The following is a 23,442-nucleotide window of genomic DNA, read 5'->3' on the forward strand; positions in this document are numbered from 1 at the left end:
TCAATCAAAGCCGCCTTGCGCTGCATCCAATCTCTACCCCACCTGACTCGGCCAATCTAGATGAAAAGTGCTCTAGTTGCTCTCTTTTGCGCGCAGATGCTGGATATACTTCAGCTCACGCTTGGCGTTTTGGTCGTTCGGGTTCAGTTCCAAGCAATCCTCGTAGATTGCGACGGCTTCATCTAGCTTGCCTGTTTCGATGAGCGTGTAGCCTTTGCCACGCATGGCTCGACCGAGTTCGTTGGTACGTGAAGATTCCGGACTGATGCCTGCGGCTTCGATCGCGCGTTCGTAGTAGTTGAACGCCTCTGGCCACTTTTGCTGGACTTGTAACACATAGCCGAGCTCGCTCAGAAAATTTGAGTTTTGGGGTGATAGTTCCAGGGCTCGCTCGAGCTTTTGCTGGGCGGCGGTCAGATCGCGATCCTCGATGTCCACATACGCCGCGAAATATAGGGCCATAGCAAATTGCTGGTCCACTACCACAGCGTCCTTGCCCTCAGTTACGGCGGTCATGAGGTAAAGTAGCGTTTCCGCGCCACTGCGGGAGCAGTAGAACTGGCGACCGTCCTCCTTTTCCAGAGCGTCCAGTTGGGCAATGGCTGGCGCGAGGATTTCTACCATCGCAGTGTCCGCCTGTTTCTTGATGATCATCTGCTCGGCCTTTTGCACATCGAAATCGCAGTTGTGGCTGGTTTCTTCAGTGTCTGGCTCGGCGTAGACGGCGCCGGAGAGCATCAGGAGGGCAATCGCGAGGTAATCCTTCATAATATTGTGATATAACTTCAGTTCCGAAGATGCAAATTGAAGTTCTTTTGCTACTGACTGGAGCTGGCGGGGAAGGTTCGATTATTTCCGCAGAATCCTCGCTTTCGGCATTGCATTAGGCGGTTGTTGAGCTAGAGTCTCAATTTAGAATGATTCTAGATAAGGCCAGTTCAGCGTCGTCGTGGGACGTCGCAGCGGTGCGGAATGACTTTCCCATTTTGGGGCAGACGGTCAATGCGCGGCCGCTGGTTTACTTGGATAACGCCGCGACTTCGCAAAAGCCGCTGGCGGTCATTGAGCGGCTCGATGCCTATTACCGCACTGAAAACGCTAATATCCATCGTGGCGTGCATGCGCTGAGCCAGGAGGCGACCGGCGCCTATGAGGCCGCCCGCGAGTCTGTGGCGAAATTCCTGGGTGCGCCGGAATCCCGCAGCTGCATTTTTACCCGCAACGCGACGGAGGCGATCAACCTTGTGGCCGCGACTTGGGGCAGCGCCAACATCGGCGCGGGCGACGAAATCGTTGTTTCCCACATGGAGCACCACGCGAACATTGTGCCCTGGCAACTGCTCGCCGAGCGAGTCGGCGCGACGATCAAGGTAATCCCCGTGACGGACCTTGGCGAGCTGGATCTCGACGCCTTGCCAGGCCTGTTGACTGAGCGCGTGAAGCTGCTTTCCGTGTGCCACGTGTCGAATTCGCTGGGCACGATCAATCCCGTCGAAACGATCGTCCCACTGGCCAAAGAAAAGGGGATCACGGTGCTGCTTGACGGCGCGCAATCGACGGCTCACTTCCCGGTCAACGTGGCCGAGTTGGGTTGCGATTTCTTTGTTTTCTCGGGGCACAAGGTTTGCGGCCCGACCGGCATCGGCGTCCTCTGGGGCAAGCCCGAGCTGCTCAACGCGATGCCCCCCTACCAGGGTGGCGGCGACATGATCGACCGCGTGAGTTTTGCGGGCACGACCTACCGTCAAATTCCGGAACGCTTCGAGGCGGGCACGCCGCACATTGCGGGCGCCATCGGCCTCGGCGCGGCGGTGGACTACCTGATGGCGCGCGATCAGGCAGCGCTGGCAGCCTATGAGCACGAGCTCCTCACCTACGCCACGGAACAGCTCAAGACGATCAAGGGGCTCAAAATTTACGGAGAGTCGGCGCGCAAGGTCAGCGTGATTTCGTTTACCATCGACGGCGTCCACCCGACCGATCTGGGCACGATGCTCGATATGGACGGCATCGCGATCCGCACTGGTCACCACTGCACGATGCCGCTCTGGGCCCGCTTCGGCCTGGAAGGCTCCGCCCGCGCCTCCTTCGCTTTCTACAACACGCTGGCCGAAGTCGACGTGCTCGTGAAGAGCATCCAGAAGGCCCAGATGATGTTGGGGTAGGGCGATGGAGTGTCTCTTCGACAACATTCACAATGTCTACCGCGACCAAGGCTGTAAGGGCTTTGGGCATTCGTATCTGCTGAAGCGAGCTGCTGGCAATGTGCTGCTGCCCAGGATGGGCCCGGAAACGACGATTGAGGCCGAGTATGATGCGATCAAAGCACTGGGCGGGCTCGAAATCATTTTCGTGACTGACTACCACTTTGGGGGCGGGAGCACCGAGCAGATTGCCCAGCATTTTGACGCTCGGTCGATTTGCAGCTCAATTGAAAAGCCCAAGTTGAAAAAGAGAGGTTTACATCAAGTGGAGGCGCTCGCCTACGAACGGCAGTTTCTTGCGGACGACTTGGAATGCATTCCGGTCCCAGGCCATACCTCAGGTGGCTTTTGTTTGCTGTGGACCGATACCGCCGCGAAATATCTTTTTACCGGTGATTTCTTATACTTCGATGGCCATACTTGGGTCCCCGGCGCCAAGACACGCCGCAAGATCGAAGCAAGTCTCCAACTGCTGAAAGACCTGGAATATGATTATCTGGTCGGTTGCGGCAGCGATGGTGTCTCAACGCCGCACATCGAGCTTCGCAGTGAGACGGAGAAAGTGAAATTCATCGATCAAATCCTCGCTCGTTTCAAGCAGTAGGCATTCAAGGTTTGAATCATGCGTCGTTAAGCGACTGATTGAAGATCATGCACGACGATCCCGAGCTTTACCGCGAAATCCTGCTTGACCACGGCCACCATCCGCGTGGTGAGGGCTTGCTGGAGCCCTGCGATCTTACCACGGAAGGTGGCAACGCCGATACGGGCGACGTCGTGCAGCTGTGCGTGCGCTTGGATGGGGATGCGATTGCCGCCATTGGCTTCACCGCGCAAGGAAGCACCGTGCTGTGCGCGTCTTGCTCGCTGATGGTCGAGGCCCTGACGGGGAAGTCCTTGCCTGAGGCCGCTGCGCTCTGCGGGCGCTTCATGGCGCTGCTGAGGCAGGAGGACGAAGCTGATGACTGGGAGGGCCTTGGTGACGCCGTTGCCTTGCGCGGCATCCGACAATTCCCGGCGCGCGTGCGTTGTGCGATTCTGCCTTGGCGGACGTTTACGCAGTTGGCGAACGTCAGCTAAAGCTTAGAGCACTTTTCATCTAGATTGGCCGATCAGGCCGCAGTGATTTTTCGTGTTCAGTAAGGCGGCTTGAGCGTCGCAGGCTGGAAGCCTGTGAGCGAAAAGCCAACAACGCTGGCGCGGAAAAGCACTCGGTTTTGGGCTTGGGGCCAGATTGGAAGTTCGCGGCGTTGGCATTTCAATCACGGGCTTCCAGCCCGCTCAATCAAAGCCGCCTTGCGCTGCATCCAATCTCTACCCCACCTGACTCGGCCAATCTAGATGAAAAGTGCTCTAGCTGTCTGCCTTGGCGTCAAGTTTCTCCGAGCGCATCAGGCTCTGGGCCATGGACTTCCAGTAGGTGACGTTTTCCATGTCGCTGACCTTTTGCAGCAGCTTTTGGGCGGCGTCACGGTTACCGGCGGCCAATTCCAACTGAGCAACTTCCAAGGCGGCTTCGGCGCGGATAGCGGCGAGGATGTTAGAAGATTCGATGATTGCGCTCAGGGTGTTTTTGCCCGCATCGGCTTGGCCAGCCTTGATTTGGGACATGCCCACGCCGAGGCGTGCGCGGCCTACGATAATCGTCTCCTTCAATGGAGTGAGAGACTGCTGGTAAAGACCAATGGCGCTGTCGTAGTCGCCCGCAGCATACTTGTCGTCCGCTGCTTTGAGCAGGGCGATGCCGCCGAGCTTGGCTTCGCCGTTGGCGGCGCCGAAAGCTTGGAGTTTTTCCGCATCGCCGACTGCCTGGCTGTATTCTTCCTGCAGGGACGTAACCTGATTCGCCTGCATCATCTTCCAGGTGTTCACGCCGACGACGCCCAGGATGGCGATGACAATGGCGGCAATGATTGTGCCCTTGTTGTTTTGCCAATAGAGCCACGCGCGGTCCTCGAGGTCGGCCTCGGCAAAGGCGTCGTCGATCTCAACGATGTTGCGATCGTCTCCTTTGGCATTGGCGTGGTCTTGCGGGGCGGCGCGCTCAAGCTCCTCGCGGGAAAACCGTGGGTCTTCGACGAGGCCATCCTGGCGCTGCTTGTTTTTCTTGGGCGGGCGATTCATGGAACGGAAAAACGGGCAGGTTGTAATTACCTGCCCGCGTAGTCAAGCGAAAGGAATGGGCGTTGCGCGACAGTTCTTAGCGGCCCCAACCGCCCCGCCAGGGTCCGCGTCCTTCGCGGATGGGCATTTCGCGGAATTGCTGTTTTTTGTCGTCGGAGTACTCCGAGTCCGCCAGGTAGGCTTCAAAAGCTTCAGTATCCTGCTCGCGCAGCATGGGCAGAATCATGCTTTCCAGGCGTTGGCGAGATTCGTCGTTGCTGACGGAGTTTGCCCATGTGAGCGCGGCGGCGGGATCATCCTGAGCGGCTTGCATGGAGAACATGCCCACAGCGCGGTCCAGGTCCGGGGTTTGCGGGAGCGAATTGAGCCAGTTGGCGGCGGCTTCCATGTCGTAGCGGGTCCAGTTGGCGACGAGAGAAGTGGCAAGGCGAGCTTGGTCGGTAGTTTCCGGGTCGAGGCTGCTGAGCCACTCTGCTGCGGCGGCAGGGTCGTCATCGGCCCACGAGCGGAGCAGTGAGCGCTGCATATCCGCGTAAGCAGGATCCTCGGACATGCTGTCGACGAATGCGCGGGCGGCGTCGGGGTCGACATTGCCCCATTCGTTGACGAGGTCTTCGAGGGCTTGGTTGCGGTTGGCGCCTTCGGTCATGGCGAGGGTCATGTCGAGCGCCTGATCGAGCTGTCCTTGCTCGACCATGACTTCGATCACTTCGTCCAGCGCGTCACGTTTGATGCGGCGATCAGCAACGGTTTCCTCTGGCATGCCTTGTACGTATTGAAAGGCTGACTGGGCATTGTTCTGGGCGTAGCCGGTTACGATGTCTTCCAGATAGTCGCCATACATGCGGGCAGAGAATTCGGCGCCATTGGTGTTGAGCCAATTGATGGCGGAAACGGGATCTTTGGTCGCCCAGCCTTCGAGTACTTGGCCCACGCCACGGCTGCGCATCTCCATGGAGGTCATGCTGTTGGCGTAGGCGAGCGCATTGGTGGGGTCTAGTGCGCCCCAGCGCTCAAGCATTTGGTAGACGAGGGCATTGCGTTCACGACCAGCTGGCATGGCGAGGACTTCGTTCAGCGCATCCTGCAGTTCGCTGCCACTGAGGCTCATGGCGTCAACGGTAGCCTGCATCCAGGCGGCGCGGCTAAAGTCGCCTTGGCGCAAGGCGTCAAAACCTGAACGGCTCTTGGTCTGGGCTTCTTCCTCAAGTTCTGCAATGAGGGCGGCGGCTGAATCTGCGTCGACGGTGACGACTGAGCCATCTTTGGAAACGGAAACTTTTTGGGCGATGGAGGGGGAGGAGGTCGAGTCGGCAGCGGTGTTTGCCGCATCCTCGGAGGTCGAGTGACCGATGAAATAAGCAGCAGCAAGACTGGTTATCCAAAGCGCTGCGAAAATTGTCCACTTTGAATTCATAAGATAAAAGGTAACCAAGAATTTGGGAATGAGTTGCAGGTGAAGTTAATTAAATAGCGCAAAAATGCTATTTTTTCAATAAATCACCAGCATCATTGAGCACCTTTTTCTCTTCCTCGCTAAGCGACTCGAAGCCATCACGGCTGATTTTGTCGAGAATTCGGTCAAGTTCGCGACGTAAGTCTTTGTGGTTCGTGAGGTTAACCTTAAACTTTCCGGTGGACGCCGGTGTGCGCTTTTTGGTCCACTTGGGTGGCTCGACTGAGACTTTCTTCGCCACGGTCTCAAAGAGCGGGGTGGGGCGCTGGAGCATTCGGTAGAATAAAAATCCGGCTAAAGCGCCGCCAAGGTGCGCTGAAAAAGCAACGCCGCCATCGCGCATGATGGGCTGAAACCCAAGCAAGCTTGCCAACTCAACAAAGACGAAACCGGCTGCGTCGATGCCGACCAGTATCCAAAGCAGCGTTCTGGGTTTGAAGGAAACTGGTAAGACAAAAAACAGGAGTAAGGTGATTTGGCCATGTGGCCACATCAGGCAGGTTGCAACCAGCAGCCCGGCTACTGCGGCGGAAAAGCCAATGACTGGCTGGGCGTAAAGTTGCTCAGGGCCAATCAATGCATGGACGGTGAGCCAGACCAGGCCACCCATGAAGATGGAGCCCAGCAGTAGGTGGAGGTAGCGTTTGGGCTCGATCTCCCGGGATATCCAGCGACCCACGAAAAAGAAAGCGATGCCGTTGAATAAAAAATGCTGTAGCCCACCGTGCATGAGGCTGTAGGTGAAAACAGTCCAGACTTTGCCACCCAGAATGTTGTTTACAGACAGCGCGACCCAATCAAACAGGAAGGGGCCAGCCCGAAACCAGACGCCAAGGATGTTCTGCACGATAAATGCGCCGACGAATATCCAAAAGGACCACCAGAAGTAGTCCACATGTCGTACTGGCGCGCGATTGCGCATGTATGGTCGGTCATACAGCATTGCTCTAGCTAAGACTGCGCTCGGACAGCCTTGTTCATTTAATCTGACATTTCCCCAATTCGAGGCAATGGAATTTTGAAATCGCAAATCGCATTTTGGCAAATTTTCCGAGCAAATGACTGTCCTTGGACGACCTTGGCTTAGGACGGAATCACGCCTTACCTCGTAGCCGTTTGAGCGTGTGACGCAGCTTGCGGAAGGGCATGCTCAGGTAAAACTTGCGTATATACTCGGTGCGCGAAATGGGGTCCGCCAGCACATAGTCGCTGAAGCCGACCGGCGCATACCAGTTATTCGAGCCCAGGCGGTGGATGAAGCGATAGCCGCGGCCTTGCAGGTAGCGATGCTTGGCCAGCGTCTCCAGGTGGTCCTCGATGAGTAACAATTTGGGGCGATGCTTCTCCAAGTCGAAGCCTTCAAGGGCTGGTATTTCCATGCCCTCAATGTCGATGGAGACAAAGTCAATTTCTCCTATGCCAGCTTCAGCCAGCACATCGTTGATCGTGCGGAGGGAAATTTGCTCATAGCGACAACCGTCGTCCTCGTGTCTTTCGGTGACGACTTCGCTCATGACATCACCTCCCATCTCGGCGGGAGGTATCTTGACGTAGGCTTCGCCGACTTGATCGGGGCCAACAGCGCCACAGCAAAACGCCTGGCTGGCAGGGCGCTTTTCGACGAGCAGATCGTAGCAATGCTTTTGCGGTTCGATCAGCACGCCGCGCCAGCCTTTCTGCTCGAGCAGGTAAGTCTGGCTGAGGCGAATGGGGTGATTGGCGCCCACTTCGAGGAACACTCCCTCGGCTTTCTGTTGAAAAAACTGCCAGATCAGTCGGTCTTCTCCCCATTGTGCATAGTGATCAGGGGTCTTAGCAGAAGCATTCGTACAAGTTGAACTATCCATTTTAGCAGGAAACGGTTAGTAGGAGGGCAGGTTAGAGTTAGGATAGCCTGGTTCCGGCGTAAAGCACATTTGCATTGGTGACTCCGTGCCCCTCGCTTCTAGCGATGGAATTAACTTGCAGAGCCAGAATTGTGAGCGCATATCTACCCTTTTAAATGCTCCTGTAGTTCAATGGATAGAACAACGGTTTCCGGTACCGTCGATCTGGGTTCGACTCCCGGCGGGAGTACCATCAACTTTCAGTATTGTTGATGGGCCGATTGCCTTGAATTGGGTAGTACTGATTTTTTTGTGCGGTCTTTTGGAGTCCTTGCATAACGGGGACCAAGTCATCTGAAGGGAGGGAATTGCTTAATCTCCAAAGGGAACTGCCGTTGTCATAAGGAACAGATAGGGTGTGAACCGGTCTAAAATACAATACCGTAAAAAATTTACTAATTAATTGTTAGTATGGGCCGCAGGGCCCTTTGGCCTTGACATCTCTCAGCCAAATGCTTCCATTGCGCTTTTCGCATTCTGCTAACCTGTTTTTTCACTTTAAACTTCAATAATCGTGAGCGACAAAACCTCATTAAGTGAGCTGCGCCAACGCTTGGTGGAGCATTCATTAAAAGACATGTGGTGGTTGGCCCGGAATGGCGTGACTTACCGTAGCCCGATGAGCCTGCAGGCTATCGAGCTAACCATGAAAAAAAACCCGCAGGGCGAATACCAAGTGTGTCATGTCCGTGATGACGGCGAAGATGAGGACAGCTGGTGTGAGCTTGGCCAATCTACTGCGCCAACGCGTAAAGTGGAAAGCCGCGGCAACACCACGATCTTTCGTGCCGCTGCGCCTGGCCCCAAGAAGCCAGCAATCGCATTTAGCAAAGAGGAGGCGAAACCGGCTTCGCCAACCCCTTTTCCTACCTCCACGGCTGGCCGGGAACCGCAGAAGAGCATCTCTGATCGCCTGGATGAGTTGACCGAGATGGTTTTGCGTCTGGAAGAGAAGGTGGACCATATTTTGACGGCCAACGAGATCATCCCCCAACTGGAACAGCGTGAGCGTTATTTGCGTGAGGCTGAAGAGATGGTCGCAGACAAGGCCAATGCACTGGAAAACGAGCGCATTGAAATCGAGCAACTGCGTGATGAGCTGGAAAAGCAGCGCTTCCGCATGGGGTCTGCCTAGAGCACTTATCGATTGTCATCTGGCTCAATTCTTGATGGGATAGTTTGTGATGAAGCAGGCTATCCTTATTTTTTGCGCGATCCTCGGAGTCTTGTACATGGTAACCAAGCCCAAGGGCGGCGGAGAGGCGTCTTCTGCTAGCGAGAGCAAGCATGTCGCCACTGGCAGCTTTGAGGCTGCGGTCCAAAACAACGAAGTCGTGCTGGTCGATTTCTGGGCGCCTTGGTGTGGCCCTTGCCGTGAAATGACCCCGGTCGTGAATAGCGTGGCGGACAATTATCAAGGCAAGGTTTCGGTGTTTAAGGTCAATGTGGACGATCAACCCGGCTTGGCCCAGAAATACAATGTTCGCGGTATTCCGACTTTCTTGATCTTTAAGAACGGCAAACTGGTGGCGCGTGAAATGGGCGTCATTCCTGAGGCGCAGTTGACCAAATACTTTTAACGCTGCTCCAGTTTTTCCTCGATCAGCTTAAGCATCGCTTCGGCGCGGGATTTGCCCTTAATGCTCAATGGCAAGCGGACCTTTTGGCCGCTGTGCTTCAGCACGAGGATGTCGTAAAAATGCACGTCGCCTGAGCTCATGTTGGATTTGGTGTCCAGTTGGTCGATCTCCGAAACCTGTACGCTCGTGTAATTGGCGACGCCGAAAAACCGACGCTCAGACTCCAGCCGATCCGGGAAAATTTTCAGCTTTAATGAGGTCAGCAGCGAGCCGCCACAGGCAAGCGTGCATAGGACGCCAGCCAGGACGAGGAATACGGGGAAAATCTTGGGCATGTTGCTGTTCCAGGCGTAGTAAGAGCCGACAAGCATGCCGATGCCGATTAGCAGCGGCACGAACAGGAACAGGAAGTTTCTTCCCATGCGGGTTTCCACCACCGTGGCGCCGGAAATGTCATCGCGGACGATGATGCCGCATTTGCGCCAATCAACCACTGGCGCCGGGGCGGGAGGCTCAGCCGAGCGTGCGGCTTTGGCGTCGAAGTTGGGATCGCTGTCCTGGGTTTTGAAAACGGGCACGCGAAAGGATGACTCGTAGTCCACGCCAGGCATCTCGGCCTTTACCTTGAGTTCCCAGCAGTATTCCGTGCGGTTGTCGACCTGCTCGGGCGGATGCGTGTTGTAGGGGATGCTGAAAAAGACGGGAATCGCGCTCTGCGTTGGGTCGTCAGCCAAGGCGTCTTCTTTTACCCACTGCTCGCTTTCCCAAACAATAGTCGTGTGCGTAGAGCGGTTTTTTCCGCTGCCAGTAGTTACGACCTTTTCATTTCGCAATTGGAGCAGGAAGCCTTTTTCCGGTGAGACATTGACTTTCGTCAGGATAACGCCGCCCAAGCTGCCGCCGATGACGCCGGGCACTTCCGCCATCTCAAAAGTGGATGAGCCAAACTTGCGCCAGCGCATGAACTGGTAAACCGCTGCTGCGGCCAGGCCGAAGCCGACCAGAGGAAAGAGCGGCGCGACCCACTTGGCGGCGGGTTCGGCGTCCGATCCTTCGCTGAAAACGCCGATGGTCGCGGTCCACGAAATCGCATTCCAGAAAATGGCGATCGCCAGGAGAAAGAAAAATGCGCCCTTGTTGCTGTCGACAATGCGGCCTTCGGCCCAGTCCTTTTTGAGTAGCCAGGGAGCGTTCGGATGTTGATCCGCGATGGCCGACTCTTCTTTACCTTTCTTTAGGCTCCAAATGCCGGCGGAGATGATGCCAAAACCAACGAGCGCAAAGACGCCCCCCACGATGTAGCCGACCATTGGCGACTGGTTCTGATCGCCTTCGCCTTTGGCGGTCATGACGATCGCCATGATGCCCATGAAGGCGAAAAAACCGCCGAATAGCGCGAGAAAGATCACTCCGGCGATAGGGTTACTTTTCTTGGGAGTGCTCATGCTTGGATGTCTGGTTTAAGTTTAGCTCTTGCCGGGAACGAAGCTCAGCGAGCCGTCGGACTCGATCTTCCGGTAGTAGCAACCGCTGCGCGCTTTGCCGTCGCCGCCTTTGGTGTGGCAGGAACCGGCGCCTTGTGGCTCGACGAGGTAGAGCACGCTGTTCTGCTCGCAGTTTACGCGCACTTCAACGAGCTTTAAGGTGTCGCCAGACGTCTTGCCCTTGATCCACAGTTCGTTGCGGGAGGTGGACCAGAACGTGGCCAAGCCCTCTGCAAGGGCGGTGTCGAGCGCCAATTGGTTCGCATAGCCGACGATGAGCAGCTCGCCCGTATGCGCGTCTTGCGCCACGGCGGGCAGCACATCGGCGCCACAATTGGCGACCTTCTTGAGTTTCGTAAAGTCGAGCTTCAGCTCGGTTCCTTCTTCCAGTTCGCGACTCATTTGATGAATTCGAAGCTAATCGGGTATTTATAGGGTTCGCCGTTGTTGGCCTTGATCGAGGCAATGATCACGCAGACGAGGTCCATGATCGCGACGATGGGCAAGAGAATGAAACCAATGAAGACGAAGCACAGAGCGAAGCTGATCGCGATGAGGATGGTCATCGTGATTTGGAAATTCAGCGAATCCTTACCGTGCTGGTCGACCGAGGGGATTTCGTTCTTTTTGATCATCCAGACAATCAGTGGTCCGAGGATGTTGGCGACAGGGATACTGGTCAGTCCGGCCAAGGCGGACAGATGGCAGAGCATATTCCAGGTGCGGGCGTCTTTATCAGTTTCCACGGCGAGGCTTTCGTTGATGGTTGGTTAACGCGGCAGCCAGCGGTTCAGCACCGTTTGCAGGCGGCCGTCATTTTCAAACTGGAATAGCGCCTTGGCGACCTGGTTCTGGAGCTTTATGTCGTCCATACGCATGGCCCAGGCCAGGTATTCGATGGTCAGGTTGATGTTGACCGGGACAACGTCCTCCATCTCGCGCTTGCTGGCGAGCCAGAGAATGACAGGCGAGTCGTAGACAAATACGTCGGCTTTACCGGTGACTACGGCGTTCACGGCAGCTTCCGGCGTTTTGTATTCGACGAGTTCGGCGTTCTTAAAGTTCTCTTTAACGAAGGCGGCGCCGGTGGTTTCCGGGACGATGCCGACCTTGCCCGTGGTGTCCAGCAGGCTGCGGACGGAGGTGTAGCGCGCGCGTTCATTTTTGCGCACGAGCGACATTTGGCCAAAGTTCAGGTAGGGGGGGGAGAAGGCGACTTCGGCTTCGCGCTCGCGGGTCACCGTCATGCCACTCATGACAATGTCGGTCTTGCCTTCGTCGAGGCTCTTGATCTGGTCAGTCCAGGGCACTTCCACAAAGACAACTGGGCGACCAAGCTCCTTGCCCAATAACTGGGCGAGCTCGATTTCTACGCCCTGGTATTGGCCTCCGGATTTAAAGACCAGCGGCGGGCTGTCGGCGGTGACGCCCACTTTGAGAGGTTCGACCTTAAACGGGCTCGGGGCCACTGGTTTTTCGGCTTGGGCAAAAGCTTGGCCGAGTTGTAGGAAAACGGTTAAACCCAGCAGGGCAATGTATCTAAGTAGGCGCATATTGCCGCAACATTAGAAAATATCGGTCTCTCGGCAATAGGAGAATGCAAACTTCTGCTTTCGATTTGCATGCCCGGTTTTCCCAGCTCAAGATCGCCGCATGGTAGAGATCACCGCGACTTACAAGGGCCAACTACGCACCGTGGCGACGCACACTGAATCTGGCGTCCAGCTCATCACCGATGCGCCCGTCGACAATCACGGCAAGGGCGAGTCCTTCTCCCCGACCGACCTCTGCGCGACGGCGCTCATCAACTGCATGGCGACCATCATGGGCATCAAGGCGGACAAGCTCGGCATCGACCTGACGGGCATGACCTTGCGGGTGGAGAAACACATGTCCAAGGACCCGCCCCGCCGCATTGTCGCCCTGCCGGTAGAAATTCACGCACCGGCCAGCGTGCCCGTCGACAAGCGCGCCTCGCTGGAGCATTGTTGCCGCGCCTGTCCGGTTTTCCAAAGCCTGCACCCAGCGATCGACAAGACCATCCGCTTCCACTGGGACGCGTAAGCATTCCCACTCCTCAATTTTTCAACCACGAAGGACACGAAGCGCACGAAGCGTGGAGCTGTGAAATTTGAACAGAAGGCAACAAAGAGAACGAAGTATATCCAGATATGAACTTGGTTTTCTTCGTTAACTTCTGTTCAAAAGATATTTATTAGCTTCGTGCTCTTTGTGTCCTTCGTGGCTAACTAAAAACGTATTCCCATGCCACGCCTGCTCTTCTACCGCGACCCTGACTCTGCCTGGCGGCAGGTGCTGCTGCCGTGGTTTAAATTCTGGCCACGGGAGGCGTGGAAGCAGGAGCGACCGGTTGTTTTCCTTGCGCCGGACAGCTCCACCATCGCTTGGGTGAAGCATCGGTTGGTGCATGCAGGCGTTCCCGCGCTGGGGCTTCAATTTCTGACGCCAGGCGGGCTCCGCGCGCTATTGCGAGGGCAACTGGAAACTAAGCCGCTTGCCTTGCGCGAAGACCTTCGCCTGCTGATGGAGCTCGCTGCTGGCGATTTACCGGACAATCCCGTTGCGCAGGCAACCGCTCAGGATCCCAGCGATTTCTTGCGCCACTGCGACCGGTTGGAGTCTGCGGGTTGGGCGCCCGACGCTTTTAACCTGCCGGAAGCGCGTGAGCTGGCGCAGCGCTTTTACGAACTGTTGGCCGAGTCCGGCCTGCAAACATCGGCTTCTGCTGACCGGGCTTTGGTAGCCGGAGGGCGCGAGCCTTGCATTGCGCAGGTGATGGCCTATGGCTTCGGCGCGGGCGAAGGGGGGAGCCTTACTCTGCTACGCGCCTTGCCGGAGTTGGCTGAGTCTGCGGCTTATTGCCTGCGCGTGAATGGCGACCGGCCTGATGAGCTTGTGTGGCGCTCGACCATGGAGCAGTTGGGTGAAGCCGACGAAATTCCCGAATCGCAGATGCGGCCTTTGGCGGAATTGGCGAATGCGGCTGAGTTTCAGCAACGCCTTTCGGGAGGCGCACCCTTGCTCAAAGCGATGATCGCGCCGGAAATATCCGTGGAAGCCAGCGCGATTGAAAACGAAATCCATCGTTGGCGCGCAGGGCTGGAGCCGGGGCAACGCATTGGCGTGGTCTTTGCCCGGGATGGATTGCCGCTGGCGCGCGAGGTGGCGCGTCGGTTGACCGATGCTGGTTTGGCGCATCAGGATGAGATTGGCCATTTGCCGGGGCGCCGCATGGCCCAACAATTGGTCGAGGCTTGGCGCATTTACCAGGATGAGGCCGACGCCGACAGCGCCCGGGTATTTGTCCGTGAACTCTGTCGCGCTGGGCATTTATCCGAACGCAGTGAGCGCGCGGTTTGGCAGGCGCTGGAGTACGCGTTTAACGAGGCAATGACGACGGACATCGCCGTGTTGCGCCCTTTGTTGAGCCGCCAGCGATACGGCGATGTCGCTTTGAGCGCCCTGGACGCATGGCCGCTTTTACCAGCCGAGGCGACCTTTGCCGAATACACCCAGCTCTGCCTGCCAGTGTTGAAAAAACTGCGTTGGCCCGAGCGTCTCGATGCTTGGGAGCAGCGAGCGGATACTCTGGTGGAAAACCTGAAGCGCCCACTGCGTCGCACGCAGTATTTGCGTTGGTTGGCCGAGGTGATTCGCATACCCGGGCGCACGCGGCCTGCGCTCGGTCGGGAGGCTTTTGCGCCGATTGTGTTGACCACGGTTGAGCGGGCAGTTGCGCAATCGTGGACCTATCTGGTTTTTGCGGGACTGAATCGCGGAGACTGGCCCGCTGAGCAATCCGACAGCCTGCTGCTCGACGCGCAACTCAGTGCGCGGCTGAACTTCCGCGCGTGTATGGACAGCCCGGTGGGGCTTGGCCAGCAATGCCTACGCCCGGGCAAAAGCTGGCTGCCGAACAGCCTGGATGACCGCCGCCGATTTGGAGACGCCTGCACGGCGCTGCTGCGTCATGTCCAGAAGGACGCCTTGTTCACTGCGCATCGGGAAAATCCCGCTGACCCTGGCCGCGAGCAGGATCTGGCGGATTGGCTGAACTGCCTGTTTCACGCGCAGTTTGGTGAATTGCCGGGTGAGGATGAGCTACGCGCCGCCAGCCAGGACTTGGTGGCTCAGTTTGCGCCCCCTCCATCTGCGCCCGACACTTTTTCGGCGATTACGGATATTTGGCGGCGGCGGCGAGATCCCCTGACGCCATTTGACGAATTTTCCTTTTCGCTGGCCGCGCCGCCGGAGTCGCCCATTGCGTTCCCAAGCCGTGGCTGGGAATTGGCGCTGAGTCGGCCAGCCAATGCCTGGTTTCAGCACGTGCTCCGCGTCAGGCCGATTAAAACGCTGCAGGAAGAAGATCCGCGCGCGATGACGACCGGGGTGTGGGCGCACCAATGGGCGCAGCCGACCGCTGCTGATTTGGACTACCTGCCGCGTCCAGAGGCCGAGGACTGGAGCCTCGACATTGACCGCCAGGCGATGGCGTTGAGACGTAGTTTGGCCGCAGCCTTTAAACAAGCGGGCCGTACGTTGCCTGACTGGTGGCGGATCGATTGGACCATTGCGCGCAGTAAGGCGCACTTGTTTGCGCGGGCCTTGCAAGGGGTCGAATGGCGGTCGATTCGCACCGAATGCGAGCTGCCGGGAACCGCGTTGCGACTCCCCGGGCATCCATTGGATGGACTGGTCCTAACCGGTCGCATCGATGCGCTGTTGAGCGATGAGGCGCCTGAGAAGCTGAATGAATTTCCGCAGGACGCCTGGCCCACTCGCGCCGCCGCGTGGGTCGTCGATTTCAAGACGGGGGGGGATGACGAGCTGAAGGCGCGCAACCTGGAGAAAGGAACGGGCATCCAACTGGCGCTTTACGCGCTGACGCTACACTCGATGGGCAGCGAACGCGTGCAAACGTCGCTCCTGAAGCCCGGGGCTGAGTTGGAGCCGCAGGTGTCGTTGGAAACCATTTTTTCGCTCGATGCGCCGTGGGAAATTATCCGACAAATGGCGCACACGGGTTGCTTTGGCCTGCGCGGCACCCAACGCGATGATTTTAGCTTTGTGGGTGATTACCCGCTGGCGCATCAGGACATTGCCGCCGGTGTTCTGGAAGCCAAATGGAAGCTAACGTTTGGCTTGGACTAAAGATAACATGCCTTGTTTGGCGCAATTAATCCGTCGTCCGTGCGGTCACTTCTGGAATCTTATCAAATCCCCAGGAACTACGATGGTGGCGCAACAAATCCAAGTTGCTTGGAAGTGCGTAAGCGCGATGCTAAGTAATGACACGGTCGGTGTTAAGGAATCGCACAGGCTGTGCAAAAGGCTATCCACTCGCGCTCGTTGCCGCCTGATCGGCCAAGTTAGATGAAAAGCGCTTTAGTCAAACACTGGGTCCATGATGTAGGCGGTGGACAGGTGTTCCGCCAAGTAATCTGCGGTGATCCAGCCATAGCCGCCACTGCCCCAGAGTGGCCCCCAGGAGTTCTTGAAGACAAAGCGCAGATTTTGCCCATCGTCATCCGAGCGGTAGCCAACCAGCGTCACCGCGTGCATGCTGACGGGGTTCTGGCCGGAGATCATCGGCGCCGAGCGAAGCGTGTTTTCGTGGGGCCAGGCTACGCCAATGACCACGGGCAGCCCCGCATTGAGCGCGTGAGTGATTCGGTTGACGGAGGAGGCGCCGTTGTTCGAGTCGATGCGCAGGGCAGTGAGTTTGACTTGCTCGCGCGCCTGCTCCAGCAGTTCAGGCTCGGGCGGCTCGATGCGCTCCATGCCTGAGCCGAACGTGTTGGGCATGTCCTCTCGGTGGACCAAGCCGTATTTCGCCAGGGCGTTGATTACATCGATGAGTGCAAAGCCAGCATCGTTGTCGCCATAGCTTTCGGCGCGGCGCTTGGGGGTGTCGGCCAGGTATTGGCGGGTGGCCCAGATGGCGTAATCTTCCGAAAATTGCACGGGCTGGCCTTCTTGCGAGGCCTGAAATTCCAATGCGCCAACAATGGCGAAAACCGAGCAGCTCGGGCGCCGCCCCTGGCTTTTAGAGAAGAGCCCCAGCTCGCGAAGTTGGGGGCGGAGGTCGACCTCGGGCTGGATCTGGGCTGGCTGACCAAAGGCCTGCGTTAGCTGCGCCATCAAGTTGCGCTTCTTCTGGCGGGCTTCAGTCTGGGCCGCTTGCGACTGATTTGCTGTGCGTTGCAACGCGGCGGCGTGTTCGCGGTCAGCGCGCTGCTCGTCAGCTTCGGCTTCGGCTGGGTCATAGCCAAAGTGCTTCTGGGCTTCGGGGGGGAGGTCGGCGAGCAATACTTGGCTGATGCCTTTGCTGTGTTGGATGATGACCGCGCGGGGCGTGACTTCCCGAACCTTAACGTTGCGGTAAATTTCGTCGCCAATACGCCAGTCAACCGCGTGTGCGCTCAGGGTCAGGAGCCACAGCACGATGGCCCAGTTGAGGCCTTGGCGGATCATTGTTTAGGTGGCGGCTTCAGCGGCGCGCGCTTCTTTGAGCGCTTCCACGACTTCGTGCAGCGACGCATGGATAAAGTTGGCCATGGAGCGGGTCACGGCATTGGGCGCCTGGAGGTCGGGCACCATGATCGTCACGCACTCAGCTTTACGCGCAGCGATGACTCCAGGGGGGGAGTCTTCCAGTGCGAGGCAGTTTTCCGGCGGCACGCCGATCAGCTTGGCGGCGGCTAAAAAGATATCCGGCTCGGGCTTGCCTTTGGCGACCTGATCTCCGCTGACGATGCCGACGACACGCTCAAGTAGGCCGACAACGCGTAACTTGATCATGGCCAGTTCGTGATGGGTCGAAGTGGCCACGGCCATGGGGAAGCCCAGGCTTTCCACGTAATCAAACATTTCCAGCACGCCGGGCCGCAGGGGGATGCCCTCCTCCTCGATCTGCATGTAGTAGTAGTGGCGGGCGCCTTCGATGATCGCCGCGCTGGGCGCATTGGGCCCGAGCTGCTCGCGGAGCACGCGTTGGCTGGCGTCGGAGCGCAGGCCAATCATCATGTCATAGACGGAATCTTCGAGCACAATGCCGTGCTGAGAGGCAGATCGCTGATAGGCTTTTTTGAACAGGCGTTCGGTGTCCAGCAACAGCCCATCCATGTCAAAGATGACTCCCTGTACATTCGCCAGTTGCTGCATGGATGGCATACGTCGTTATATTGGGAATGTTATTGCGTAATGCAATGTGAAAACCGGGTCTTGACTCGGCAATTTTAGAGGCGTCTGCCTCCGGCTGAAGAGACGTGCGACCATTGCCCAGAATGCTGGCGAACACTCCCTAATGTTCGTGAGCATGATCGTGCTCGTGGTCATGATCATGCTCCGGTGTTGGGGCGGGGGGCATCATGTTGAATGATGTCTCCTCTGATTCTGGTTCGCTGGATGGTTGGCCGAAAGGCGTCAGGTTAAATTGCTCTGTTTCTTCTTCGGGCTGGGTTGGCAGTCGCTCAAACATCGGGATGTCCAGCCGCTCCTCAAGTTCCCGGATACGCTCCAACACAACGGCTGGCATGGCGGAGTAGTGAGTGCGGTCCATCGTGAGGTAGCGCTTTTTTAAGAAATTATAGGCCTCGCGCGGTCGTCCTGCTTTATCCAGCGCATTGGCGTAAATGCGGTGGGCGTAGTAGGGCGCGTCGGGCATTTCGATGGCGCGCTTGTAGTTTTCGGCGGCCTTATCGTAGTCCTGGATTTTATCATAGTAGATCCGGGCTTTTTCCAGGGGCACGCGCATGTCGTCCGGGTGAAATTTCTCCGCGCGATCCAGCATGTCCATGGCGCGCTCGACTTGTTCGCGGTAAATTTCGTTGCGATAGAATTCCGGGACGTCCTCCCACGCTCCCTTTTCACGAATGCGCCAGACGGGGATGTCGTAGGAGATAATGCGCGCGCCATTGAGCCAGAAGTACATTGGCCGGGGGTCGATGGAAGTCGTCAGCGCCAGCAGCGCTTCGGTGTTGGGGCGGTCGTATTTTTCCCAGTAGTAATTGGCGCGCAGGTAAACGAAGTCTGCCAGCAGGGTGCGAAAACCGCCGAGCAGACCGATGACCATGCCTTGCCCGAGTGCGGACTCGACGTCTTTCAGGTTCAGTTCGGGCTGAAAAGTCTTCACTTCGCCCCATGCGCGTTTTTGCAGGGGGGTGCAGACCAGGCCCACCAGAAACAGCGCCGTGAAGGTGATCAGTGCGCGGCGTCCGGTGCGGTAAAACCAACTTTCGCGATCCAGGGGCATGATTTAGATTTCGCGGTTGCGGAACGAGTAGGCGGATAGCCCGAGGAGCATGCAGATGTAAATGGCGCCGTAGCCAAGGATGCTGAAATAGCCGCCTGCTGATAGCGTTGCTGCGTCCGAGGGGAAGATGAGTTGCTCGCCGACGTTGAACATTTGGAAGTTCGGAAAGAGCATCGAGAGGAACCAGACCAAGCCGCGGAGGATGGGATTGTCGAGGTCGCTCCAATTGTCCCGCGCAATGTATTGCAGCTGGCAAATGATCATCACGAAAAACGAGAGGATGACCGTGTAGAGGTTGGTGTTAGAGAAGCTCGCGATGAGCAGCGTGATGGCGGCCAACATGCCAAACTTGAGCAACTCGCTGAACGCCAGTTGCAGCATCCCCAGGTAGTTCACCAGTCGCCCCTGCTCAAAGTCGTCGGGTAGCTTTTGCATGAGCCCGGACTCGCGCCAGTAGAGCACTGCCGCCAGCAGAACGAGCATCAGCGAAACGAAGGCGAACAACACGAAGAAGACCCCTGCGAATTTGCCCACGATGAACTCCCACCGGTGGACTGGCTTGGCGAGCATCGTCAGCGCGGTGCGGTTTTCGATTTCGCTGAAAAAGAGCTGCGCGGTCACCACGACCGACAGGATGGAGCCAAAGAGCAAAATGGCGCCCATGCCGAAGTCGGCAATGAACTTGAGCTCGGAGCTCCCGAAGTCGAACTGGCGGAAGAAGTTCGCGCTCGCAATCATCGCGATGGACAGCACAACGAGCACGTTGAAGAACTTTTGCCGAACGGCTTCGAGGAAGGTGTTGCGGGCGATTAGCCCAATGCGGCCGGTTGCGTTCATTGTTTGCCCTCCTTGTCGCTGACGTCCTGACCGGAGCCGATGGCGGCGCTGTCCGTGTGTTGCAGGAAGAGGCGGTCCAGGCTGATGCGGGGCGCTTCCACCTTGCGCAGTTGCGAGCCGTATTTGGCCAGCACGGCTTCGATTTCTTTTTGCGCTTCAGGCTTGAAGTCACCGACAATCAGGCTGCGTTCGTCTTCTTTTTCCAGAAGCTCATCCACGCCGCCTTCGAGCACCAGCTTGCCGCGGCTCATGATCGCCACGCGGTCGCAAACGCCCTCGACTTGTGCGAGCAGGTGTGAGCAAAGCATGACGGTTTTGCCGCGTTCCTTGAGGGCGACGATTAATTCCGCAATGGCGTGCGAGCCAATCGGGTCAACGCCAGCGGTTGGCTCGTCGAGCACGACCAGTTTGGGATCATGCACGAGCGCCTGTGCAATGCCGATACGTTGGAGCATGCCCTTGGAGTATGTGCCCACGCGGCGGTGCGCGGCGTTTTCCATCGAGACCAGCTTGAGCACTTCTTCGGTGCGGTCGCCGATCTCGTCCTTGGCCACGCCGCAGATGCGCGCGTAGTAGCGGACGAGCTCGCGGCCAGAGAGGAATTTGTAGAAATACGGCGCTTCGGGGAGGAAGCCTACATTGTTGCGCGACTTGACCGCATGGCTGTCCACGCCGTAGATCGAGCATTCGCCCCGGGTGGGTTGCAGCAGCCCGAGCACGATTTTCATCGTGGTGCTTTTGCCGCAGCCATTGGGTCCGAGCAGGCCGAATATCTGGTTGTCGTAAATATCCAGGGACACGTTGTCGACAGCGCGGAGTTTGACGCCGCGGACGCCGATGCGGAAATCCTTGGTCAGGTCTTTTATGCGGATGGCGGGTTCGCTCATGTAGGTGGGGTTTGCTCCTTAACGGGTGATTTCGAAGCTTTTGTAGGAAGCAGGGCAGGTGGCGGATTTAATTTCCGTCTCGCGGATAAAGGGTTTCATGCGGTCGATGAGTTCCTCGCGGAATGCGGTGACTTCGGCTTCCTTGCCTTCGGCGCATAAGTAGACGCGGCCGTCGGTCAAATTTTTAACTTCGCCGGTCACCTCAAACTCTTTGGCGACTTGTAACGTCGCGTAGCGAAAGCCAACGCCTTGCACGCGGCCGGTGAAGTGAACCTCTTCGCGGTAAATGGTATCAGGCATGGTGGGACTGGGCATGGTGGTATGGTATCGGGTCAAGACACGCGATCACGTTAACTGTGCCCTATCCATTTTCAATCGTTTTTCCATCCAATCCGGCTCCTTGTCGTTTTGATGTGCGCCAGGCCTTTGGCGCTTACTAGAGCACTTTTCATCTAGATTGGCCGATTCAGGTGGGGTAGAGATTGGATGCAGCGCAAGGCGGCTTTGATTGAGCGGGCTGGAAGCCCGTGATTGAAATGCCAACGCCGCGAACTTCCAATCTGGCCCCAAGCCCTAAACCGAGTGCTTTTCCGCGCCAGCATTGTTGGCTTTTCGCTCACAGGCTTCCAGCCTGCGACGCTTAAGCCGCCTTGCTGGACACGAAAAATCACTGCGGCCTGATCGGCCAATCTAGATGAAAAGTGCTCTGGAAATGGAAAGCCCGACCGCCGTGATTGGCAGTCGGGCTGAAATATTTCCCGTTAACTCGTTGCCCCACCGCATTTGCGCCCTGCGCAAATCTCTGGGTGCAGCGGCACGCTGCCTAGGAGCGGCCGGAGGTGAGTTGCTTTTTCAGGTAGTCGACGGTGCGGGTGACGGATTCGTCCTGGTCCATGATGTTTTCCACGGTTTTGCAGGCGTGGATCACGGTGCCATGGTCGCGGCCGCCAAAGGCGTCGCCGATTTCCTGGAGCGAATGGCTCGTCAACACGCGGGAGAGATACATGGCGATCTGGCGCGGGAAGGCGATGTTGGCCGGGCGGCGCTTGCTGACCATGTCTCCGAGGCGGAGCTTGTGGTAGTCGGCCACCTTTTGCTGAATCTTCTCAATGGTGACTTGGGTCTGCGCTTCTTCGTGGAGGATGTCCTTGAGGAGCGTTTCGACGGTGTCGACATCGAGCGCGCCCTTCATGAGCGCGGCGTAGCCGGCTACACGGGTGAGGGCGCCTTCCATGCGGCGAACATTGCGCGAGACGCGTTCGGCGAGGAAATCGAGGATGTTGTCCGGCAAGTCGAGGTCCATGTTGTGGGCCTTCTTGCGGATGATCGCCATGCGCGTTTCGTAGTCCGGCGGCTGGATGTCGGCCATGAAGCCCCACTGGAAGCGGGACACGAGGCGCGCCTCAAGGCGGGCAATTTCACCGGCTGGCCGGTCACTGGAGAGCACGATCTGCTTCTGACGCTCGAAGAGCTCGTTGAAGGTGTGGAAGAACTCTTCCTGGATGCGCTCCTTGCCGGAGAGGAAGTGGATGTCGTCGATCAGCAGCACGTCGACTTGGCGGTAACGCTGGCGGAACCGGGTGACGTTGTTGTGCTGGATGGCCTCGATGTATTCGTTGGTGAACTTCTCGGTCGAGACGTAGGCGATGCGGGTGTCCGGGCGCGTGGTCAAAATATGGTGCGCAATGGAGTGCATCAAGTGCGTCTTGCCGAGGCCGGTGTCGCCAAAAAGAAACAGCGGGTTGTAGGCCTTGCCTGGGGTGGTGGCCACCGCGAAGCTCGCGGCCTGAGCCATCTGGTTGCCGGGCCCAATCACGAAGTTCTCGAAGTTGTTCTTCGGGTTGAGGATGAGGGACGGGCGGTTGGCCTCGGAAATGGTGCGACTAACCGACGCGCTGCTGTCGCTGGCAGCGGTGCGGGGGGGGGCGGCGTTTGCCTCGGGCTTGGCGCGCTCCAGGCTTTCGGCTCTGGCGGCGGCTTCGTCATCGACGACTACATTGAGCCGAATACTGCGCCCGGCTGCCTCCTGGAGGCGGCGGGTGATCAGGTCTTGATAGTTGTCCTGAATCCAGATTACGGCAAAGTCGTTGGGTGCGCCCAAAGTCACGCAATCGTCAGTTTCCTCAATGCAACGCAGTGGCTCGAACCAAGTTCGAAACACGTCGTTGGGGAAGAGGCCGGAAAAGTCGTTCTTTACGGTGTCCCAGAGTTGGAAATTTACAGTTTCGTTAAGCATTCCTGTCACAAAAGTTCGCAGGTTTATTCACAGTTTTACACAATTAGGCAAGGCGGACCACTACTTTTAACGCAGTGCGTGGCGCGAGCGGTAGACTCGCTGGAATGGCAATCAGTCCGCCAGAGAGTGGCGATTAGGTGTGTTCGGGTTCTAAAATGTTGATTGTCATTGTTTTATGAAATTGGTGGTTGAATGCAATGAGGGTAAGCAATGCCGTGCAACGATAGGTTGAGTGGGTTTGCCGCAACTTGAGAAAGTCAAAGGTAGCTAGTAAATTTGGCAGGCTGTGAATTGTCGAGTTGAAGTTGTTCGCATCTTATCCACAGCGGGAAAGTGTATAGTTTGTCACTCGATAGTTGCAAACGCGTCCTTGGTTCGGGGCGTTCGAACTGACGAGAAATGAACAGGTTACAGATGTGTTTCAGTAGCAGCATTTATACCGGGTTAATTCAAAATCTTATTAGAGTGCGGAA

The 23,442-nt window shown here is 57.3% G+C and carries 23 protein-coding genes and 1 tRNA gene; 8 read left to right on the plus strand and 16 right to left on the minus strand.

Going from position 1 to position 23,442, the window contains the following annotated elements:
* Positions 1-72: 72 nt before the first annotated feature.
* Positions 73-768, minus strand: a complete 696-nt coding sequence (locus tag RBB63_RS12045) for a tetratricopeptide repeat protein (protein ID WP_309384521.1) — start codon at positions 766-768, stop codon at positions 73-75.
* Between the two features lie 149 nt (positions 769-917).
* Between RBB63_RS12045 and RBB63_RS12050 the strand changes: the two genes are divergently transcribed.
* Genes RBB63_RS12050 through sufU form a run of 3 tightly spaced genes read left to right on the plus strand, consistent with a single transcriptional unit; the run spans position 918 to position 3,284 of the window.
* Positions 918-2,165, plus strand: coding sequence for a SufS family cysteine desulfurase (locus RBB63_RS12050; protein WP_309384523.1), 1,248 nt, complete (start codon positions 918-920; stop codon positions 2,163-2,165).
* Between the two features lie 4 nt (positions 2,166-2,169).
* A complete protein-coding gene (locus tag RBB63_RS12055) occupies positions 2,170-2,808 on the plus strand; it encodes an MBL fold metallo-hydrolase (protein WP_309384525.1) in 639 nt (212 codons plus the stop codon).
* Positions 2,809-2,855: 47 nt separating this feature from the next.
* Positions 2,856-3,284: a Fe-S cluster assembly sulfur transfer protein SufU gene (gene sufU / locus RBB63_RS12060; protein WP_309384527.1), complete on the plus strand. Its 429-nt coding sequence runs from the start codon at positions 2,856-2,858 to the stop codon at positions 3,282-3,284.
* A gap of 273 nt (positions 3,285-3,557) precedes the next feature.
* Here the strand turns inward: sufU and RBB63_RS12065 are convergent, their stop codons facing one another.
* From RBB63_RS12065 to RBB63_RS12080, 4 genes are all read right to left on the minus strand, one after another.
* Positions 3,558-4,328 (minus strand): tetratricopeptide repeat protein, encoded by a 771-nt coding sequence (locus RBB63_RS12065; protein WP_309384529.1) that lies wholly within the window; start codon positions 4,326-4,328, stop codon positions 3,558-3,560.
* 76 nt (positions 4,329-4,404) lie between these two features.
* Complete coding sequence (locus RBB63_RS12070) at positions 4,405-5,745, minus strand: hypothetical protein (RefSeq protein WP_309384531.1); 1,341 nt, start codon at positions 5,743-5,745, stop codon at positions 4,405-4,407.
* Positions 5,746-5,812: 67 nt separating this feature from the next.
* Positions 5,813-6,727, minus strand: a complete 915-nt coding sequence (locus tag RBB63_RS12075; RefSeq protein ID WP_309384533.1) for a rhomboid family intramembrane serine protease — start codon at positions 6,725-6,727, stop codon at positions 5,813-5,815.
* A gap of 151 nt (positions 6,728-6,878) precedes the next feature.
* Positions 6,879-7,631 carry an FkbM family methyltransferase gene (locus tag RBB63_RS12080; protein WP_309384535.1) on the minus strand — a complete coding sequence of 251 codons (753 nt, stop codon included), beginning with the start codon at positions 7,629-7,631 and terminating at the stop codon, positions 6,879-6,881.
* A gap of 157 nt (positions 7,632-7,788) precedes the next feature.
* On the opposite strand from RBB63_RS12080, the gene RBB63_RS12085 reads away from it, so the two are divergent.
* The 3 genes from RBB63_RS12085 to trxA all read left to right on the plus strand — a co-directional run bounded on the left by RBB63_RS12085 (position 7,789) and on the right by trxA (position 9,250).
* A tRNA-Arg gene (locus tag RBB63_RS12085) sits at positions 7,789-7,863 on the plus strand.
* A gap of 321 nt (positions 7,864-8,184) precedes the next feature.
* Positions 8,185-8,805: a hypothetical protein gene (locus RBB63_RS12090; protein WP_309384537.1), complete on the plus strand. Its 621-nt coding sequence runs from the start codon at positions 8,185-8,187 to the stop codon at positions 8,803-8,805.
* Between the two features lie 49 nt (positions 8,806-8,854).
* Positions 8,855-9,250, plus strand: a complete 396-nt coding sequence (gene trxA / locus RBB63_RS12095) for a thioredoxin (RefSeq protein ID WP_309384539.1) — start codon at positions 8,855-8,857, stop codon at positions 9,248-9,250.
* On the opposite strand, the gene RBB63_RS12100 is transcribed toward trxA, so the two are convergent.
* Genes RBB63_RS12100 through RBB63_RS12115 form a run of 4 tightly spaced genes read right to left on the minus strand, consistent with a single transcriptional unit; the run spans position 9,247 to position 12,287 of the window.
* The gene (locus RBB63_RS12100; protein WP_309384541.1) at positions 9,247-10,695 is read right to left on the minus strand and encodes a hypothetical protein; all 1,449 of its coding nucleotides are present in this window, start codon (positions 10,693-10,695) and stop codon (positions 9,247-9,249) included. The genes trxA and RBB63_RS12100 overlap by 4 nt on opposite strands.
* Positions 10,696-10,716: 21 nt before the next feature.
* On the minus strand, positions 10,717-11,136 hold the full coding sequence (locus RBB63_RS12105) for a phosphoribosyl-AMP cyclohydrolase (protein ID WP_309384542.1): 420 nt from the start codon (positions 11,134-11,136) through the stop codon (positions 10,717-10,719).
* On the minus strand, positions 11,133-11,498 hold the full coding sequence (locus RBB63_RS12110) for a DUF4870 domain-containing protein (RefSeq protein WP_343219130.1): 366 nt from the start codon (positions 11,496-11,498) through the stop codon (positions 11,133-11,135). The genes RBB63_RS12105 and RBB63_RS12110 overlap by 4 nt, the downstream gene beginning before the upstream one ends.
* Positions 11,499-11,504: 6 nt before the next feature.
* Complete coding sequence (locus tag RBB63_RS12115; RefSeq protein ID WP_309384545.1) at positions 11,505-12,287, minus strand: substrate-binding periplasmic protein; 783 nt, start codon at positions 12,285-12,287, stop codon at positions 11,505-11,507.
* 100 nt (positions 12,288-12,387) lie between these two features.
* Between RBB63_RS12115 and RBB63_RS12120 the strand changes: the two genes are divergently transcribed.
* Both RBB63_RS12120 and RBB63_RS12125 read left to right on the plus strand, forming a co-directional pair.
* Positions 12,388-12,798: an OsmC family protein gene (locus tag RBB63_RS12120; protein ID WP_309384547.1), complete on the plus strand. Its 411-nt coding sequence runs from the start codon at positions 12,388-12,390 to the stop codon at positions 12,796-12,798.
* 201 nt (positions 12,799-12,999) lie between these two features.
* On the plus strand, positions 13,000-15,906 hold the full coding sequence (locus tag RBB63_RS12125) for a PD-(D/E)XK nuclease family protein (RefSeq protein WP_309384549.1): 2,907 nt from the start codon (positions 13,000-13,002) through the stop codon (positions 15,904-15,906).
* Between the two features lie 234 nt (positions 15,907-16,140).
* On the opposite strand, the gene RBB63_RS12130 is transcribed toward RBB63_RS12125, so the two are convergent.
* From RBB63_RS12130 to dnaA, 7 genes are all read right to left on the minus strand, one after another.
* Positions 16,141-17,229 carry a C1 family peptidase gene (locus RBB63_RS12130; protein ID WP_309384550.1) on the minus strand — a complete coding sequence of 363 codons (1,089 nt, stop codon included), beginning with the start codon at positions 17,227-17,229 and terminating at the stop codon, positions 16,141-16,143.
* A gap of 3 nt (positions 17,230-17,232) precedes the next feature.
* On the minus strand, positions 17,233-17,928 hold the full coding sequence (locus tag RBB63_RS12135) for an HAD family hydrolase (protein ID WP_309384552.1): 696 nt from the start codon (positions 17,926-17,928) through the stop codon (positions 17,233-17,235).
* 130 nt (positions 17,929-18,058) lie between these two features.
* Positions 18,059-19,009, minus strand: a complete 951-nt coding sequence (locus RBB63_RS12140; RefSeq protein ID WP_309384554.1) for a tetratricopeptide repeat protein — start codon at positions 19,007-19,009, stop codon at positions 18,059-18,061.
* A 3-nt stretch (positions 19,010-19,012) separates the two neighbouring features.
* A complete protein-coding gene (locus RBB63_RS12145; RefSeq protein WP_309384556.1) occupies positions 19,013-19,846 on the minus strand; it encodes an ABC transporter permease in 834 nt (277 codons plus the stop codon).
* Complete coding sequence (locus RBB63_RS12150) at positions 19,843-20,733, minus strand: ABC transporter ATP-binding protein (RefSeq protein ID WP_309384558.1); 891 nt, start codon at positions 20,731-20,733, stop codon at positions 19,843-19,845. The genes RBB63_RS12145 and RBB63_RS12150 overlap by 4 nt, the downstream gene beginning before the upstream one ends.
* 18 nt (positions 20,734-20,751) lie before the next feature.
* On the minus strand, positions 20,752-21,048 hold the full coding sequence (locus tag RBB63_RS12155) for an acylphosphatase (protein ID WP_309384560.1): 297 nt from the start codon (positions 21,046-21,048) through the stop codon (positions 20,752-20,754).
* 508 nt (positions 21,049-21,556) lie between these two features.
* Positions 21,557-22,969, minus strand: a complete 1,413-nt coding sequence (dnaA, locus tag RBB63_RS12160; RefSeq protein ID WP_309384562.1) for a chromosomal replication initiator protein DnaA — start codon at positions 22,967-22,969, stop codon at positions 21,557-21,559.
* Positions 22,970-23,442 lie beyond the last annotated feature (473 nt).

It is taken from the genome of Cerasicoccus frondis (assembly GCA_031296915.1).
Taxonomy (GTDB): domain Bacteria; phylum Verrucomicrobiota; class Verrucomicrobiia; order Opitutales; family Cerasicoccaceae; genus Cerasicoccus; species Cerasicoccus frondis.

What these genes read in the sequence shown, in the direction of transcription:
- RBB63_RS12105 (WP_309384542.1), bottom strand. Translation starts at nt 11,136, where the DNA reads ATGAGTCGCGAACTGGAAGAAGGAACCGAGCTGAAGCTCGACTTTACG.
- RBB63_RS12080 (WP_309384535.1), bottom strand. Translation starts at nt 7,631, where the DNA reads ATGGATAGTTCAACTTGTACGAATGCTTCTGCTAAGACCCCTGATCAC.
- RBB63_RS12100 (WP_309384541.1), bottom strand. Translation starts at nt 10,695, where the DNA reads ATGAGCACTCCCAAGAAAAGTAACCCTATCGCCGGAGTGATCTTTCTC.
- RBB63_RS12120 (WP_309384547.1), top strand. Translation starts at nt 12,388, where the DNA reads ATGGTAGAGATCACCGCGACTTACAAGGGCCAACTACGCACCGTGGCG.
- RBB63_RS12055 (WP_309384525.1), top strand. Translation starts at nt 2,170, where the DNA reads ATGGAGTGTCTCTTCGACAACATTCACAATGTCTACCGCGACCAAGGC.
- RBB63_RS12115 (WP_309384545.1), bottom strand. Translation starts at nt 12,287, where the DNA reads ATGCGCCTACTTAGATACATTGCCCTGCTGGGTTTAACCGTTTTCCTA.
- RBB63_RS12145 (WP_309384556.1), bottom strand. Translation starts at nt 19,846, where the DNA reads ATGAACGCAACCGGCCGCATTGGGCTAATCGCCCGCAACACCTTCCTC.
- RBB63_RS12070 (WP_309384531.1), bottom strand. Translation starts at nt 5,745, where the DNA reads ATGAATTCAAAGTGGACAATTTTCGCAGCGCTTTGGATAACCAGTCTT.
- RBB63_RS12155 (WP_309384560.1), bottom strand. Translation starts at nt 21,048, where the DNA reads ATGCCCAGTCCCACCATGCCTGATACCATTTACCGCGAAGAGGTTCAC.
- RBB63_RS12135 (WP_309384552.1), bottom strand. Translation starts at nt 17,928, where the DNA reads ATGCCATCCATGCAGCAACTGGCGAATGTACAGGGAGTCATCTTTGAC.
- trxA (WP_309384539.1), top strand. Translation starts at nt 8,855, where the DNA reads ATGAAGCAGGCTATCCTTATTTTTTGCGCGATCCTCGGAGTCTTGTAC.
- RBB63_RS12050 (WP_309384523.1), top strand. Translation starts at nt 918, where the DNA reads ATGATTCTAGATAAGGCCAGTTCAGCGTCGTCGTGGGACGTCGCAGCG.
- RBB63_RS12125 (WP_309384549.1), top strand. Translation starts at nt 13,000, where the DNA reads ATGCCACGCCTGCTCTTCTACCGCGACCCTGACTCTGCCTGGCGGCAG.
- RBB63_RS12140 (WP_309384554.1), bottom strand. Translation starts at nt 19,009, where the DNA reads ATGCCCCTGGATCGCGAAAGTTGGTTTTACCGCACCGGACGCCGCGCA.
- RBB63_RS12150 (WP_309384558.1), bottom strand. Translation starts at nt 20,733, where the DNA reads ATGAGCGAACCCGCCATCCGCATAAAAGACCTGACCAAGGATTTCCGC.
- sufU (WP_309384527.1), top strand. Translation starts at nt 2,856, where the DNA reads ATGCACGACGATCCCGAGCTTTACCGCGAAATCCTGCTTGACCACGGC.
- RBB63_RS12065 (WP_309384529.1), bottom strand. Translation starts at nt 4,328, where the DNA reads ATGAATCGCCCGCCCAAGAAAAACAAGCAGCGCCAGGATGGCCTCGTC.
- RBB63_RS12075 (WP_309384533.1), bottom strand. Translation starts at nt 6,727, where the DNA reads ATGCTGTATGACCGACCATACATGCGCAATCGCGCGCCAGTACGACAT.
- RBB63_RS12130 (WP_309384550.1), bottom strand. Translation starts at nt 17,229, where the DNA reads ATGATCCGCCAAGGCCTCAACTGGGCCATCGTGCTGTGGCTCCTGACC.
- dnaA (WP_309384562.1), bottom strand. Translation starts at nt 22,969, where the DNA reads ATGCTTAACGAAACTGTAAATTTCCAACTCTGGGACACCGTAAAGAAC.
- RBB63_RS12045 (WP_309384521.1), bottom strand. Translation starts at nt 768, where the DNA reads ATGAAGGATTACCTCGCGATTGCCCTCCTGATGCTCTCCGGCGCCGTC.